Origin of the sequence: Paenibacillus durus ATCC 35681 (assembly GCF_000993825.1) — a bacterium.
Taxonomy (GTDB): Bacteria; Bacillota; Bacilli; order Paenibacillales; family Paenibacillaceae; genus Paenibacillus_AQ; species Paenibacillus_AQ durus_B.
Genome location: NZ_CP011114.1, coordinates 604,246 through 618,994, shown reverse-complemented (window position 1 = coordinate 618,994; position 14,749 = coordinate 604,246). Strand labels below are relative to the sequence as shown.

Here is a 14,749-nt window from a genome sequence, read left to right as displayed (position 1 = left end):
TTGCCTTGCATACTGTTTTTCTCATCCGAAAAGATCTCCTTTCCCCAAATCATTTTGCCGACATTCTTAATCTCTACCCCACCTTCTGATTTGGCAAATAACCACTTACTAGGAGTACATGAATTAATTCTTATAGAATGTCACTAAATATATGAGTTCCCCTAAATATAGGATAAAGGCTGTCTATAATTTTGGCAACCCCTTTATTTGGGAATTCCATTATTTTTCATTCTTAGTATGATTGCGTTTATGTGTCATCGTGTGATAAACTCAACTCGTCGCTCTCAAGGGCGTGGATTGAAAATTATATAATGTCACTAAGACAATCAAGAGAAGCCCGCTTTAATGCGGGTTTTTCCCTATATAATAGATGTCCCCCACTCTCCGTCCCCTTCTGTTCCTACGCCAAATCGCTCCGAGTAAGCCGTGTCATGCAACGCCAGAACATTGCCATTCAATAGTGGAAACAGTTCCCCGCTCTTATCGAGCTTAACAAGATCATGCTTATAAACATTGACCACATACTGTTGCGCCTTCCGCAGCAAATCGCCAAGCTCCCAAATATCCAGTTCCCCGTTCAGATTAGCAATCAAGTCTCTCGCCTCTGCATTGTACGGGACAATAACTGAAGTTGCCGGGTTGTCAATAACCTCGAAGTATTGCTCCGCTGTCGCCAAGGCTTGCAGGCTCCCAAGTCCAAGCTTTTCGCTATAGCGATTTCGGTAAGCATCATAATACGCTTTGTTTGAACTCAACAGATTAAACAGCTTCTTCCCCCCGAGCTTCGGAACGGGATAATCCAACTCATCTTTAATACGATGATAGTAGTATTTAAAATAAGCCTTCATCGCGGACGGGGATAGCCGATCATTTTCGTAGAGTTCCGGCTTTTTCCGAAAGTCGTCCAGCACCTTAAGAGTCATTTCTGCTCCAATCTTGATTTCTTGCAAATGGTTTAAGTTCTCGTCCGCAGATTGGATGACGTACACCTGACGCAAAGGGTCTTTCCCATGGCGGTTGCATCTACCCGCTGCCTGCGTAATCGAATCCAGTCCGGAGAGCGAGCGGATCACGCAATCAAAGCTGATGTTCACCCCGGCCTCAATAAGCTGGGTACTGACGCATATCACCCGTTCATTTACTTTGGAGTCAAGCACTTGAATCAACTCGGCCAGTACATCTTTCCGATGCGCTGCACACATATTCGTACTTAAATGGAACAGGCGTACCTTTCTATCTTCGGCCCATTCCTCCTGATCCAGCTCGGCGAACAGCTTCCGTACGGCGGTCTTCGTATTGAGAATGACCAGCACGCTGTTCACCTCATTCATTCTCTCACGTACAAAGGAAGCCAATGTTTCCGCTCCCCATCCCGAAGCGCCGCACTTGGCGGTATAATCGACCAACTCCACCCTTTTAAAATACCGTCCCACATCACTCAAATTCTTGATCATCTCCGACTGCTCGGACAAATGCAGCTTATGTCTGACATCATCAAGCGCCGGTTGCGTCGCCGTACATAGCACAATACTGGATTTCCCAAAGGTGTGGAGAAAGTTGAGGGCCGCATTAAACAGCGAAAGGCAGCGGTGAGGAACGGCCTGGACCTCATCAAAGATCAGCACCGCATTCGACAATTGATGCAATCTCCGCACATTGCGGGTCCCCTTGGCGTAAAAGGTATTCAGAAACTGTACCATGGTAGTAAAAATAATCGGTCGATCCCAGTGGTCCCTGGCAAGCTTCAGTTTCTCTTTTTCCAAATCGTAATCATCGCTGCCAGGATCAATTTCATCCACAACATTGGAATGATGCTCCAGAACCATATCATCATTCTGAATGATTTCCCGTATTTCTTTCGCATTCTGCTCGATGATCGTCGTAAACGGCACAATATAAATAATCCGTTCCTTACCGGTCTCAAGGGCATGTCGTAGTGCATAACGTAAGCTGGCCAGCGTCTTCCCCCCTCCTGTCGGAATAGAGAGCGTGTAAATGCCCGATGAGAGCAGCGCAAACTCTTCACATTGCCGGGACATTTCCCGTCTTAAACGATTAATTGGATGATCCGCATCCTTCGCCTCGTTCAACAATGCAATCTTCGCCAACAGGCGATTATAGCTTTCAAGAAAAAAAGATTGATGATCCTTGATCCAGTCCGTATGCTCATCCGCTTCAAAATCCCGGGTATTCGTCCGATCGGCATCTATGAGGCAACTAAAAATGTACTTGATGAGTAAAGCAAGCGTAATGCGTGGCAACTTATACTCTTGGATGATGGTTAAAGCAAGCTTTAGCTCCGCAACCGCCTGCTCAAAATAGCGGTCAAGCTTATCAGCTGGCACTTGTTCGAAAAAAGCGGCGACAGCCCGGTCATACTCATCAAGTTCCTTCTGCCCCACCCGTTTCAGATAAGGCGAGTCCAATTGTGGACTAAGGAAATCCCGCAACCCTTGATGGTGGGAAATAATACAGTTCCCGATCCATTCCGCTGCCAGCTTGTTCATCGAAACTCCCTCGCCCTTGTGATAGCGCTGATATAACAGCTTTCCTCCCGCCGTTGAATGATCGACCGAGCCTTTTCGGGAAGCGGCTTCCGGGTGGTAGACCGCTTTGACAAGATACGTGTTGAACTCGTTCGTATTTTTTCCGATATCATGCAGCATTCCCGCCAATCCGGCCAAATGGGTCACACCTATCTTTGCACCATATTGCTCACAGCCGACTTGCACTTCCTTCTGATGTTCCTCCACCGTTTGAATTTTTTTATCCTTTTGGCGGATATGGGCAATATATTCCATAGTTCCTCCTTACCACTTTTGGAAATGTACATGAAATTCAAGTGAATAAGAGCCGATTCCTTTATAAAAATCTTCAATATCACTCAATGTTCCCTGTATATGTTATTAATTCTGTTCCAGATGCCTGAACCCACTGCTCAAATCTTACTTGATTCAAGAACTTTAGCCCTTACCATGCTATCCTCCTTGTTTCAACAAAATATCCAATATCACCCTAAAATTCACAGATATACTTCTCCAGAACTAGGCCTAATTCCTCTTTTTATGTAAAAATTCAACAAAAAAAATACTCCAGTAGGCACTGGAGTAAAGCATTTAGTAGAAAATCTTATTGGAGGATCGTACTGACCAAAGGGAGCAGTATGACCATTCCACTGCTTCTGGTAAGTCCGATTTGAATCCCTACTCCGGCAAAGCAAGCAATGAATAACAAAAAAGCCATAAAGCCCAGGCGGTATTGTTTCAATCCGAGTTCTCGCACGGAAAGCGACTTTTTATAACCATCTAAACTTACTACCACGAAACCATTTCAATCCACGCTCCCGCATGGGGAGCGACAGTTGGGCCAACCAGGTGCGCCTCATGGGGGAGCAGTGATTTCAATCCACGCTCCCGCTTGGGGAGCGACCGCCGGAGCTGCGGATTATCGGCGATGTGGCTCCGGAATTTCAATCCACGCTCCCGCATGGGGAGCGACCAGGAAGCACTCGCCGCACGTAACAGTGAGGCGGCGATTTCAATCCACGCTCCCGCATGGGGAGCGACGCATGGCTTTCGTGAACGTGTCACTTGTTTCCTTATCATTTCAATCCACGCTCCCGCATGGGGAGCGACACAAAGGAGGACAATAATTATGTCATGGTTTTCCAATTTCAATCCACGCTCCCGTATAGGGAGCGACGACACCTGGAACAATAAAAAATTACTGTGCCGAGGGATTTCAATCCACGCTCCCGTATAGGGAGCGACCCTGCGGAATCATACCGCCAGATGGGGTTGTTCCGATTTCAATCCACGCTCCCGTATAGGGAGCGACGGTGTGTATGGTGGCGTGCAAGTAACATGGATCGCGATTTCAATCCACGCTCCCGTATAGGGAGCGACTGTTTTAGTTTTCATATGTATTTGCTCCTTAATTATTTCAATCCACGCTCCCGTATAGGGAGCGACATGTCTACTCCCGGCAGAGTCCATTTATATGCTCAATTTCAATCCACGCTCCCGTATAGGGAGCGACCGGATCTATCGCCGTGGACAACGCGCTACAGACAATTTCAATCCACGCTCCCGTATAGGGAGCGACTGTCTACGTCGCCCAAGTAATCCACATGGATGCTTCATTTCAATCCACGCTCCCGTATAGGGAGCGACTTCTGGAAAACGGTGGGAGCGAGCGGTATCTCGCGATTTCAATCCACGCTCCCGTATAGGGAGCGACTCCATCATTCAGAATACAGGCGGTGAGATAGATGATTTCAATCCACGCTCCCGTATAGGGAGCGACCGCACTCGCTACGATCACTTGCTACACAAGAGATTGCAAACGCTTTAGTGCGAACCTCTTAAAAATGACCGTTTAAAATGGGGATCCTAATATAAAATAACGCGAAAACCCTTGTCCCGCAAGAGGTGCGAATCTCCCGGGATTTTTATGGGAGCTTGGGGTTCGCACCAGACTAAAAGAGTAAGGTCTCCTTTAGTAGGCTAAAAAAGCACAAAACTCTGCTGTAAAAGCGAAGCTCTCGGTGCTTTACATATTAAGTTTTCAGATCTCTCTTGTCTCTGTGAAAGACTTAAGCCCCAAGGTAGGATATATTTTATAACTGAGAGGAAACTTTGTCTCCTGTACGGAGAGTGAAACCTTTCCGCTAATTAATCTGGATACGTTGAATACGTACCATGATTTTTTACACATTGCAGCCATACCTGTCGAATTTCAATCCACGCTCCCGCACGGGGAGCGACCGATGGCTTCGCCAGCGAAAATCGTGACCTTTGCGATTTCAATCCACACTCCCGCACGGGGAGCGACCCAAAGTAGCCACAGGAACACCGGAACACCTAAAGATTTCAATCCACGCTCCCACACGGGGAGCGACTCAATCCTTCCTCTCTGGCTACATCCCGAAGAGTGAATTTCAATCCACGCTCCCGCATGGGGAGCGACAGGCACCCTAAAAATCCTTTACTCCACAAGGGTTTCAGCCCCAAAAAGTGCGAACCTCTGTAAAGGGGGAAAATAAAGCGGCCCAATATATACAAAATACCGCGAAATCCCTTGTCCCGCAAGGGGTGCGAACCTCTCGGGATTTTCATGTGCGCTTAGGGTTCGCACTTAACCGGACAATCTTTCACCTCCTTGCAACCTTTTCGCCGTATTGGGCATCTATGAAGATAAGAGGTGAATAATGATGAAGAGACAGACATTTAGGCACAATGCCAAAAAAATGACCATAGCATGCGGGATTTTGGCGGGGGCGGTATTATTCGGAGCGTCGGCTTTCGCTTTTTCCGACCTGAAGGGAGATCCGGCTGAGGCCAAGATCAACGCACTGCATGAAGCTGGGGTGATTAACGGAGTGACGAGTCAGCTTTTTGCTCCCAAGTCCAAAATGACATACGGCCAGGCTGTCCAACTGATCGTCAGCGGGCTTGCTCTTAAGACAAATCCGGTGCCGGGCAGTCCGTCCAAGGCCAGCGATTATTTTGCCAAGGTCGATGATAAATCCTGGTATGCCCCTTCTCTCCTGATTGCCGTCCAGAACGGCCTGCCGCTAGATAAAGCGGTCAACCCGAATGCGGCGGTTTCCCGCGCCACTTTTGCACAGCTGCTGGATGCGGCCTTGAAGGCCAAGGGCGATTTTCCGGTGACGGAGATGTATTTCAATATCGCTGACGGCGGCAAACTGAGCGCGGAGGTAAACGGCAGTCTCCAAACGCTTCTCAATATGCGCATTATTTCGCTGGATCCGGGAGGAAAGTTCCGTCCGAATGACGCCGTTACCCGTTCGGAGGCGGCAGCGTGGGTGCATGACGCAAGAGCTTTTGTCCAGAGTATGTTTGGCGGGGACGGCTCCGCAGATACGAGCCAGGGGGCAGACATCAATGTGGAAAAAGCGGCTGATGGCGTGAACAAAGTGTCGGTTACCGTCGGCAATCTTCCCAATCCGGGGTACGGCCTGACGATTGCGAAAATCGAGTTTGGCGAGGGGAAAAAGGCTGTCATTTATTATGAAGTAACCAAGCCGGGACCAGGGATGTATCCGCAGGTAATATCCAAAGCGACAGCCGTTGCTTATCTACCGGAAGGCTATGTGGCTAGCGCCAAGCCTATGCCTGGATCGTATACGCCGCCGGAGCCGGACTCTCCGCAGTTCTGAGACTCCGTACCAAGCTCGCGGGAAGGTATAGTAGCGGCAGCGTTCCTTTCGGGCCGGGACTTGTCCCGGCAGAATCCAAAAAAACCTCCAGACGTTGTTCCCGGACCAACCTTCTTTCAGGTTGGACCGGGAACGTTTGGAGGTTTTTTATTCGCCGCGCGGCGGGCGCATGGTCAGGCTGACCCGGCCTTTCTTCAGATCGACGCTGAGGACCCAGACGGTCACATTGTCGCCGACGGACACGACGTCCATCGGATGCTTGACGAAGCTTGAACTAAGCTGGGAAATATGCACCAGCCCGTCATTCTTGATGCCGATATCGACGAAGGCTCCGAAGTCGATAACGTTGCGTACCGTACCCTGCAGCTCCATGCCCGGCGCCAAATCCTCAATCTTCAGCACATCGGTGCGAAAGATCGGCGGGGGCAGCTCCTCGCGGGGGTCGCGTCCGGGACGCTGAAGGCTCTCCAGAATGTCGCGCAGCGTCGGCACGCCGACGTCCAGCCTGGCCGCCAGCTCCTCGGGATTCTGAGCGGCAAGCTCCGCAGCCAGCTCTTTGCTGCCGATCTGCGACAGCGCAAGCCCCAGCTCCTTGAACAATCGGCTGACTACATCATACGACTCGGGATGAATCGGCGTGCGGTCAAGCGTATTCTCGCCTTCCGGAATACGCAGGAAACCGATGCACTGCTCATATGATTTGGCGCCGAGACGCGGCACCTTTTGCAGCTGTTTACGGTTCTTAAAGCTGCCGTTCTCTTCGCGGAACTTAACGATATTCTTGGCAATGGTCGAGTTGATGCCGGCCACGTAGGAGAGCAGCGACGGAGATGCGGTATTCACATCGACGCCGACATGGTTAACCGCCGATTCCACCACCGCTGTGAGGCTCTCGTCCAGATGCTTCTGGGACACATCGTGCTGGTACTGTCCGACGCCGATCGCCTTCGGCTCGATCTTGACCAGCTCCGCCAGCGGGTCCTGCACGCGGCGGGCAATCGATGCGGCGCTGCGCTCGGCCACATCCAGGTCCGGGAACTCCTCCTGCGCCAGCTTGGAGGCGGAGTACACGCTGGCCCCGGCCTCATTGACGATGAGGTAGGCCAGCCCGGGGTCGCCGATCTCAGCGATGGTCTCGGCGGTGAACTGCTCCGTCTCCCGCGAGCCGGTGCCGTTGCCGATGACGATGAGCTGGATGCCGTACTTGGCAATCAGCTCTTTGAACTTCTCCGCCGCCTCGCGCTTCTTGTTATGCGGCGGTGTCGGGTAAGTTACCGCCACCTCCAGCAGCTTGCCGGTCTCGTCGACGACCGCCAGCTTGCAGCCGGTGCGGTACGCAGGGTCGACGCCGAGGACGCGGCGTCCCTTGACCGGCGGCTGCAGCAGCAGGCTGCGCAGGTTGCCGGAGAAGATCGAAATGGCCTGATTCTCGCCTTTCTCCGTCATCTCCCCGCGCACTTCACGCTCCACCGACGGAGCGATCAGACGCTTGTAGGCATCCTCGGCCACGGCTTCGAGCAGCTCCTTAACCGGTGACGGACCTTTGACCAGCTTGCGTGTGATATGCGCATGGATACGGGCCGCATCCACCTCAATGCTGACCTTCAGCACATTCTCCCGCTCCCCGCGGTTGATGGCGAGGATACGATGCGGCGGCATTTTGTGGACCGGCTCGCGGTAGCTGTAATAATTCTCGTAGACGGATTCCTGCTCTTTGTCCTTCGCCTCGGAAACGAGAATGCCCTGAGAGGCGGTAAATTGGCGCACCCAGGAACGGACCGCCGCATCATCGGCGATGGCCTCGGCAATAATGTCCTGCGCTCCCTGCAGGGCTTGTTCCGCCGACTCCACGCCTTTAGCCGGATCGACATATTTTCCGGCCTCTGCTTCCGGGTTTCCGCCGCGCCGCTGCTCCATGATCCAGTCGGCCAGCGGCCCCAGTCCTTTTTCCTTGGCGACGCTCGCCCGGGTCTTGCGCTTCTGGCGGTACGGACGGTACAAATCTTCCACTTCCTGAAGCTTGACTGCCCCTGCTATTTGCTCACGCAGCTCATCCGTAAGCTTGCCCTGCTCCTCGATGATGCGGATGACTTCACGTTTGCGCTCGCCAAGGGAACGCAAATAGCTCAGCCGTTCCTCAATATCACGCAGCGCGTTCTCGTCCAGCTCTCCGGTCATCTCTTTGCGGTACCGGGCGATGAATGGAATCGTGTTGCCCTCATCCAGCAGTCCCGCTGTGGTTCCGACCTGCCGCTCAGATAGGCCGAGTTCTTTTGCAATCTGGCCGATCATCATTTGCCGTTCCCGGCGCGCCGCTTCATCCGAAACGATATTCATATCCTGTTCGATCAATACGTCTCCCTCTTTTCTTACATCCGATACGTCAAATAGTATCATATTTGCCCGAAGGCGTTCCAGCCGGAGAGTTTATTGAATAGCCGCGAATAATAGCTCTGGTCTAGAAGCCCAAAAAAGGCTCACCGCAAACCTGCGATGAGCCTTCCTTGCGTTTTGTATAAAATGGCTGTGCCCGTCCTCTTCAAAAATCAATCAGACCCAGACTGATCTGCAGCGAGTCATCCACCTTTTTCATCGTTTCGTCATCAAGATGGGTGATCTTATCCGTTAAGCGCTGCTTGTCGATCGTCCGAACCTGCTCCAGCAGAATGACGGAATCCCGGTCAAAGCCGTGGGATGACGCGTCAATTTCCACATGAGTAGGCAGCTTGGCCTTCTGGATCTGTGCGGTAATTGCCGCAACAATTACCGTTGGACTAAAGCGATTGCCAATATCGTTCTGAATGACGAGAACAGGCCTTACCCCGCCCTGCTCGGAACCAACTACCGGCGAAAGATCGGCAAAGAAAACATCGCCGCGTTTTACGATCAATATCTACACCCCGCTTACTAAGCGGCCAAGAGTACTGTCTGCATCTTCCTCGGCAAGGAACGCTTCACATGCCATGGTCAAGTTGATCTTAGCCATTTCCATGTATCCGCGCTGCATAGACTCCCTTATGGAACGCTTCCTCCGTTCGCTGAGATACAGCTTCATGGCTTGCCGAATCAATTCACTGCGATTGGAATTCTCCATCTGGACAATTCCGTCCACCTCCTGCAAGAGATGATCGGGCAAGCTGATCATGATTCTTTTGGTGTTCTGCAAATTGGCCAACTTCTCTTCCACCCCCACAAACCTTCTGCCCTTGTATTCCAGTGTAGCATTATGCAAGGAATTTTATACAACGAATATATGCCGCCAGTATATCAAGTATGCTGCATCCCATTATAAACTAGAAACGGCGGTTCGTATAGACCATAAGTCACAATGTCGTCCACGATTAAATATTCCTTGAGCATATTTCCCGCTTAACTTACAGGATTTGGGCTTGGGGCTTGAAGTAAGGCATTTACCAGACGGGGAGCCGAGCCTTCGCGAATATAGACGCGCGGCACCCGGTGGGCCAGCATGCAGGTCACCTCGTAGTGAATCGTTCCAAGAAGGAGAGCCAGCTCGTCTGCCGTTATGGAGACGCCAGCCTGGCGGCCGATGAGGACAACCTCTTCGCCGGCTTTGATTTGTTCCGCCTCATTGGCGAAAGATTTGAGCGATACCATACACTGGTCCATGCAGATGGTTCCGACGACAGGAACGCGGCGGCCGCGTATTAGCACCTCCGCCTTACCGCTTAGCATCCGGGAATATCCGTCTGCGTACCCGATGGGTAGCGTGGCAATATATTCGCCGTTGTCCGCCCGGTAGCGGGTTCCGTAGCTGACGCCCCAGCTCTCCGGTAGGCTTTTTACATAGACGGCTTTCGTCTTCAGCGTCATGACCGGGTGCAGCTTGACCTGCTGCCGGTTCACTTCCGTCGACGGGTAGAATCCGTATATGCTGACGCCCACACGCACCATGTTCGGAGATAAATGAGGGGTATCAATGGCCGTAGCGCTGTTGCCCGTATGTATGATCGGGATATGAATCTGTCTTTCCCGAAGCGCTTCCGTCACGCCCATGAACCGTCGGTACTGCTCCAGTGTATAGCTTTTGTCTGCTTCATCCGCTTTGGCAAAATGAGTAAACATCCCCTCCAATTCGATCTGCCGGACACGCTGCGCCTCTTCGATGAACAGCGGCACATCGTCCGGAAGAAGCCCGAGCCGGCCCATGCCGCTGTCAATCTTGATATGCACCTTCAGCTTCCGGCTGTCATTCAAAGGAAGTTTGGATGCCGCTTCCAACCCTTCCGGGGTAAAAAGCGTCACGGTCACATCGTTCTCCCAGGCGGCGGCAATAGCTTCCGGCGGCGTATAGCCGAGCACCAGAATCGGCAGGACAATTCCCGCCTGGCGCAGCTCGATCGCCTCATCCAGAAAAGCTACACTTACATAGTCCGCACCCAGTCGTTCCAGCTCGCGCGTCACCTCCACGGCCCCGTGGCCGTATGCGTTGCCTTTGACGCATGCCATAAACTTCACGCCCGCCGGCAAATGCCGCCGAAAGCTTTCATAATTGGCACGCAAAGCATCCAAATCAATCTCGGCCACGGTCGGTCGATAGCTTTCTTGCACTTCCAGTCACCTTCTCGTTTGTGATAAGCGTCATCCTGCCGAATATACACATTAAACACTTTCTTATTCGTAATGGTAATGCTAACGGAAGGCACTGTCAATGTAAGCGAGGGTTTGACGTTCACCGCGCAAAGGGGGAAGCGTGCAGCCAGCAAGTTATAGCAAAACGGATACCGCATTGTAGAGGAAATCATCCCACAATTCGCAGTATCCGCCTACAACCTTTTATTTACCCGTTTGATCCTGCATAGAAGCGGCAATTTCCATCATTTCACTAGGAGGAAGGTTCGCGCTTGTAATCCGGAACTCCACTCCATCACCCGACATCCAAGTCAAGGTCTGCTGTTCATCCCCGGTCAGCAGTCCCGCCGTAAAACCAAGATCGATGAGCGTTCCCGGCGCGAGCGACACAGCTTGATCCAGCGGGCGCGATTCCATGATCGTATACTGGTAAATTCCGTCATACCGCAGAAGTACGGCGTGATTGTCGCTGTTCTCGACTTTATTGGAATCCTTGAACGTCACGCCTTCCGGAGTATAGCCCGGCTCAATAATGCCAAAATCGCCAAGGGCCGCATTCGCCTGAGCTTGCGTTCCCTCCTGGTTGTCGGCTGCGGGCAGCGGATTGCCGTTCTCGTCGACCTGAGCGACCGTATTTTTCGAATTCCCCCCCGAAGCCATATTCTTCTGCATATCAAAAGAATCCGCGGAAAACTCCGGATTGAAAGCGAACTTGTTGAACTTTACGTCCACCACAACCTTGGCTTCCGAATCGGATACCTGTACCTGCTTGGGCGCATAGGTCTTTTTGTCGAGCCAGATCTTCTGACGTACCAGGGCGCTGCTCTGATAATTGGCGGCTACTTCGAATACATAGCTGTCCTTGTCAGCCACGAATTGGCGGTTGTTGTCGGCGACGATGCCTTTCACCAGCGTCTGATACAGGTAGACCTGCCCTTGTTTGTCCGGCCAGTCGCTTTGGAACCGGAAGCTCTTGCCGAGGCTCGGCGTCAGCACGAACACGCCTTCATCGTTGCGGAGCACGATCTGAGTAATATTCTTCTGCACATTGGCCAGACTGATGCGATAGTAAGAAGGGTTTTTATACCATACCTCAACCCTGTACTCCTGAGGCTGCTCGCCGGTATAGAGGGTCATCGTGCCCTCCCCCTGATAGGCTCCCGTCTTGCTCTCCAGCTTGTCGGCAACGTCGTTCAAATCCTTAACCACAGATGCGGAGTCCTTCTTCCCGCAGCCTGTCATGATCAGGGTAACGCTCATAATGATCGCGAGTACCCATGCAATCCGGCGCATGACATCATCCCCTTAACCTGTTTTGAATGCAATGATTAGTACATGTCTATGAGGAACTTGGCCGCAATATGCAGACGGGCTTGACAAGCGGGGGCTTGGAAAAATAGAACAATTGCAATAGTATGTTTTTTAAACTCATGCTTATGTACGGGGAGCGAGTTCGCCGATATGTACAAAATATCGCAAAAGCCTTGCTACCGCCGTTATAGAGAGAATATAGGTCGCCGCTAAAGTGACCAGTCGCTGGAAGTGAATCGGGCAGCAGCAGTTTTTTTCGTATGTATACGATCCCGCATGCGCTATGAATCCGCTCCCAACTTTTCGTGCAACTGGAGGCAGCATAAATCTCCTTAATCTTCCCCGCCTATTATCTCTATCTCCAAATCAAACTCTGCTTCCATCCACTTTAGTACCCGTTCGCGGTTGCGTTCATACACAAACTGATAGTAACGTTCAAGTTCTTCAGGGTTGTCGCCCAGCGTATCTTTAAAACGGCGAAAAAACCCGCGTCCCCCTCTAAGGGACGTTATCAACAGCTCTCTCAGTCGTTCGTCCGATACAATATCTACAAAATCCTCCATATCCCGGTACCCGTCGCTGGAATACCGTTCTGGCAAGCGGAACCAGATTTCGCCAAACCCCTCTTCAATCTCCTCTTCCAATTCCTCGTCCTCCGGATCAGAAAATTCATTATTGACGAAGACAACCTCCTTGCTCTCCAGATTGAAAAAAGAATCGATCCCCTCATGCTGCATATCGTAGCTGTCGACAATCTCTCGTAGTTGCGCTTCAGTTAGAGTTAGTTTATCCATTCAGTGAACCTCCTTTCACATTCCCGGTAGGGAGTGACTACTACGCCGTTTGGTAGCGTACCGCTTGCTTGTATTTCAGTCCACGCTCCCGTATGGGGAGCGACGAGATGGTTGCTGACGGGCAAGACGCGGTTCGGTATTTCAATCCACGCTCCCGCACGGGGAGCGACCCAGTTCTATGGGGACTTTCCACGATGTTTGACTAATTTCAATCCACGCTCCCGCACGGGGAGCGACTGCGGCATGAGCGTCCCGCCTCTAATAATGCGGCATTTCAATCCACGCTCCCGCACGGGGAGCGACAGGTAGCCCACAGAACACTTGCGCCGCAAGGGTTTGAAGCCCAAAAAGTGCGAACCTCTGTAAAAACAGTCCACTTCATAACTCTTCAACTACAAAATATCGCAAAAATCCTTGTCCCGCAAGGGGTGTGAACCTCCCGGGGTTTTCATGTTCGCTTCAGGTTCGCACTTTTTGATTAGCGAGAGACAATCGAGAAGATCTGACAAGAAAAACCTGTTTATTGTCTTAATACTCTCCCCCTTGGCTTCTAGCCTATCCAGCTTATCCTCAGAAAGCGGAATACTTGAGGCGGATTGTTACTGCCATCTTTTTCAAAATAAATATTATCAACAGTCCTGTCTTTCGCGCTCAAATTATCGGAATCGGGATACTGCTGCGTGACGCCGAGCCGCTAAAACGGCAACAGCTTTTTATGCGGTCGCTTAAAGAATATGCCATGCTTAATGAGGAAAGATGGGAGATTTTGCAGACATTATTGCAGGAGGACGAGTCATGAATCGCGATATTTTGCTGAACAAGACCGAAAACATTCGAATCTGTATCATTTTTAATCTGCAAAGATGCTGCGAGGCGTGTATCGAATTGGCAATGCATTCGGTTTCCGAATTGAAATTGGGGGTTTCCCAGAGTAGCAGGGACGCTTTTGAAATGCTGTATAACAAAGGAATCATAGACGAGAAATTGAAAGAATACATGAGCCGTTGAGATTTAAATATCATTATCACAGTGATGGCAGCAGCAATGCCCTTGAGGTAAGGACCATCCTGCCGCTCAGGAAGCCAAAAAGCAAACCGTTCCCAGAGCGGCAAAATCGTCATCCGTTCAAAGCTCGGACAGTTTTTTCAAGTGCTTCTCCGATATTTCAACCACTTTATCCACGCGGCGCTTGTATTTCTCAACGTCTCCAAGGTGGTCGGTCGTCATCCACACCTTTACGATTTCGAGGGCGATAGCCGAGCCGATAATTTTTCCGCCGATGCACAGTACGTTAGTGTCGGAGTGAGACCGCGCCAGTTCCGCACAGAACGGGTCCTGACAGACCGCCGCGTACACCCCATAGATTTTATTAGCAATCATAGCGCTTCCATAGCCTACACCATCAATAAAAATCCCGCGGTCCGCCTTCCCTTCAGCCACTGCCAAAGCCGCAGGATAAATATAATCAGGCAAATCGGAAGCTTCCTCACTATGCGTTCCGAAATCCACTACCTCATGCCCTTGGCTGGTTAGTAAAGCTTTTACTTCTTCTTTCAAGGAAAAACCCGCATGATCGCCCGCAACCGCAATTTTCATCGTTAGACGCCCCCAATTCATTGATTTTCCAATTTGATGTACAATTCCAGCACTTCTATCTTATCGCTTCGGAACTTCGATTTCCAGTTATTTTCATACTCGTCAACCTATGAATAATGTTCTTTGTAAAAAAAGGAGTCGTCGTTTTTATAGATCAGCCGAGCAAAATGCTCCTACATGGGGAGCAACTTCCACTTTCAATCGTTCATACTCTTTCTTATCATTTCAATCCACGCTCTCGCATGGAGAGCGACACGCGTCAGAGGTTGCCTTC

Annotated in this window: 10 protein-coding genes and 2 CRISPR repeat arrays (1 of these 12 cut by a window edge); of the genes, 2 read left to right on the top strand and 8 right to left on the bottom strand. The window is 51.0% G+C overall.

Features of this window, described 5'->3' with window-relative positions:
- Positions 1 to 359: 359 nt before the first annotated feature.
- Positions 360 to 2,801, bottom strand: coding sequence for a CRISPR-associated helicase/endonuclease Cas3 (locus VK70_RS02735; RefSeq protein WP_025695200.1), 2,442 nt, complete (start codon positions 2,799 to 2,801; stop codon positions 360 to 362).
- 526 nt (positions 2,802 to 3,327) lie between these two features.
- Positions 3,328 to 4,305: direct repeats of the CRISPR family, unit length 32 nt; unit sequence ATTTCAATCCACGCTCCCGTATAGGGAGCGAC.
- A gap of 904 nt (positions 4,306 to 5,209) precedes the next feature.
- On the opposite strand from VK70_RS02735, the gene VK70_RS02730 reads away from it, so the two are divergent.
- Positions 5,210 to 6,181, top strand: coding sequence for an S-layer homology domain-containing protein (locus tag VK70_RS02730; protein ID WP_025695199.1), 972 nt, complete (start codon positions 5,210 to 5,212; stop codon positions 6,179 to 6,181).
- Between the two features lie 147 nt (positions 6,182 to 6,328).
- Here VK70_RS02730 and VK70_RS02725 read toward each other — a convergent pair whose 3' ends face one another.
- The 6 genes from VK70_RS02725 to VK70_RS02700 all read right to left on the bottom strand — a co-directional run bounded on the left by VK70_RS02725 (position 6,329) and on the right by VK70_RS02700 (position 12,879).
- Positions 6,329 to 8,518: a Tex family protein gene (locus tag VK70_RS02725; RefSeq protein ID WP_025694820.1), complete on the bottom strand. Its 2,190-nt coding sequence runs from the start codon at positions 8,516 to 8,518 to the stop codon at positions 6,329 to 6,331.
- 202 nt (positions 8,519 to 8,720) lie between these two features.
- Positions 8,721 to 9,071 carry a type II toxin-antitoxin system PemK/MazF family toxin gene (locus tag VK70_RS02720; RefSeq protein WP_025691534.1) on the bottom strand — a complete coding sequence of 117 codons (351 nt, stop codon included), beginning with the start codon at positions 9,069 to 9,071 and terminating at the stop codon, positions 8,721 to 8,723.
- 3 nt (positions 9,072 to 9,074) lie between these two features.
- The gene (locus tag VK70_RS02715; protein ID WP_025333624.1) at positions 9,075 to 9,356 is read right to left on the bottom strand and encodes a CopG family ribbon-helix-helix protein; all 282 of its coding nucleotides are present in this window, start codon (positions 9,354 to 9,356) and stop codon (positions 9,075 to 9,077) included.
- Between the two features lie 194 nt (positions 9,357 to 9,550).
- Positions 9,551 to 10,753, bottom strand: a complete 1,203-nt coding sequence (gene alr / locus VK70_RS02710; RefSeq protein WP_025694819.1) for an alanine racemase — start codon at positions 10,751 to 10,753, stop codon at positions 9,551 to 9,553.
- 225 nt (positions 10,754 to 10,978) lie between these two features.
- On the bottom strand, positions 10,979 to 12,067 hold the full coding sequence (locus VK70_RS02705) for an outer membrane lipoprotein-sorting protein (protein ID WP_025694818.1): 1,089 nt from the start codon (positions 12,065 to 12,067) through the stop codon (positions 10,979 to 10,981).
- A 350-nt stretch (positions 12,068 to 12,417) separates the two neighbouring features.
- Complete coding sequence (locus tag VK70_RS02700) at positions 12,418 to 12,879, bottom strand: UPF0158 family protein (RefSeq protein ID WP_025694817.1); 462 nt, start codon at positions 12,877 to 12,879, stop codon at positions 12,418 to 12,420.
- Positions 12,880 to 13,674: 795 nt separating this feature from the next.
- Here VK70_RS02700 and hepT point away from each other — a divergent pair.
- Positions 13,675 to 13,887, top strand: coding sequence for a type VII toxin-antitoxin system HepT family RNase toxin (hepT, locus tag VK70_RS02690; protein WP_025694815.1), 213 nt, complete (start codon positions 13,675 to 13,677; stop codon positions 13,885 to 13,887).
- Between the two features lie 117 nt (positions 13,888 to 14,004).
- Here the strand turns inward: hepT and rpiB are convergent, their stop codons facing one another.
- The gene (rpiB, locus tag VK70_RS02685; RefSeq protein ID WP_025694814.1) at positions 14,005 to 14,475 is read right to left on the bottom strand and encodes a ribose 5-phosphate isomerase B; all 471 of its coding nucleotides are present in this window, start codon (positions 14,473 to 14,475) and stop codon (positions 14,005 to 14,007) included.
- Positions 14,476 to 14,697: 222 nt separating this feature from the next.
- Positions 14,698 to 14,749: a CRISPR direct-repeat array (repeat unit 32 nt; unit sequence ATTTCAATCCACGCTCTCGCATGGAGAGCGAC) (it continues 249 nt past the right edge of the window).

What these genes read in the sequence shown, in the direction of transcription:
- VK70_RS02735 (WP_025695200.1), bottom strand. Translation starts at nt 2,801, where the DNA reads ATGGAATATATTGCCCATATCCGCCAAAAGGATAAAAAAATTCAAACG.
- VK70_RS02730 (WP_025695199.1), top strand. Translation starts at nt 5,210, where the DNA reads ATGATGAAGAGACAGACATTTAGGCACAATGCCAAAAAAATGACCATA.
- VK70_RS02725 (WP_025694820.1), bottom strand. Translation starts at nt 8,518, where the DNA reads ATGAATATCGTTTCGGATGAAGCGGCGCGCCGGGAACGGCAAATGATG.
- VK70_RS02705 (WP_025694818.1), bottom strand. Translation starts at nt 12,067, where the DNA reads ATGCGCCGGATTGCATGGGTACTCGCGATCATTATGAGCGTTACCCTG.
- VK70_RS02700 (WP_025694817.1), bottom strand. Translation starts at nt 12,879, where the DNA reads ATGGATAAACTAACTCTAACTGAAGCGCAACTACGAGAGATTGTCGAC.
- hepT (WP_025694815.1), top strand. Translation starts at nt 13,675, where the DNA reads ATGAATCGCGATATTTTGCTGAACAAGACCGAAAACATTCGAATCTGT.
- rpiB (WP_025694814.1), bottom strand. Translation starts at nt 14,475, where the DNA reads ATGAAAATTGCGGTTGCGGGCGATCATGCGGGTTTTTCCTTGAAAGAA.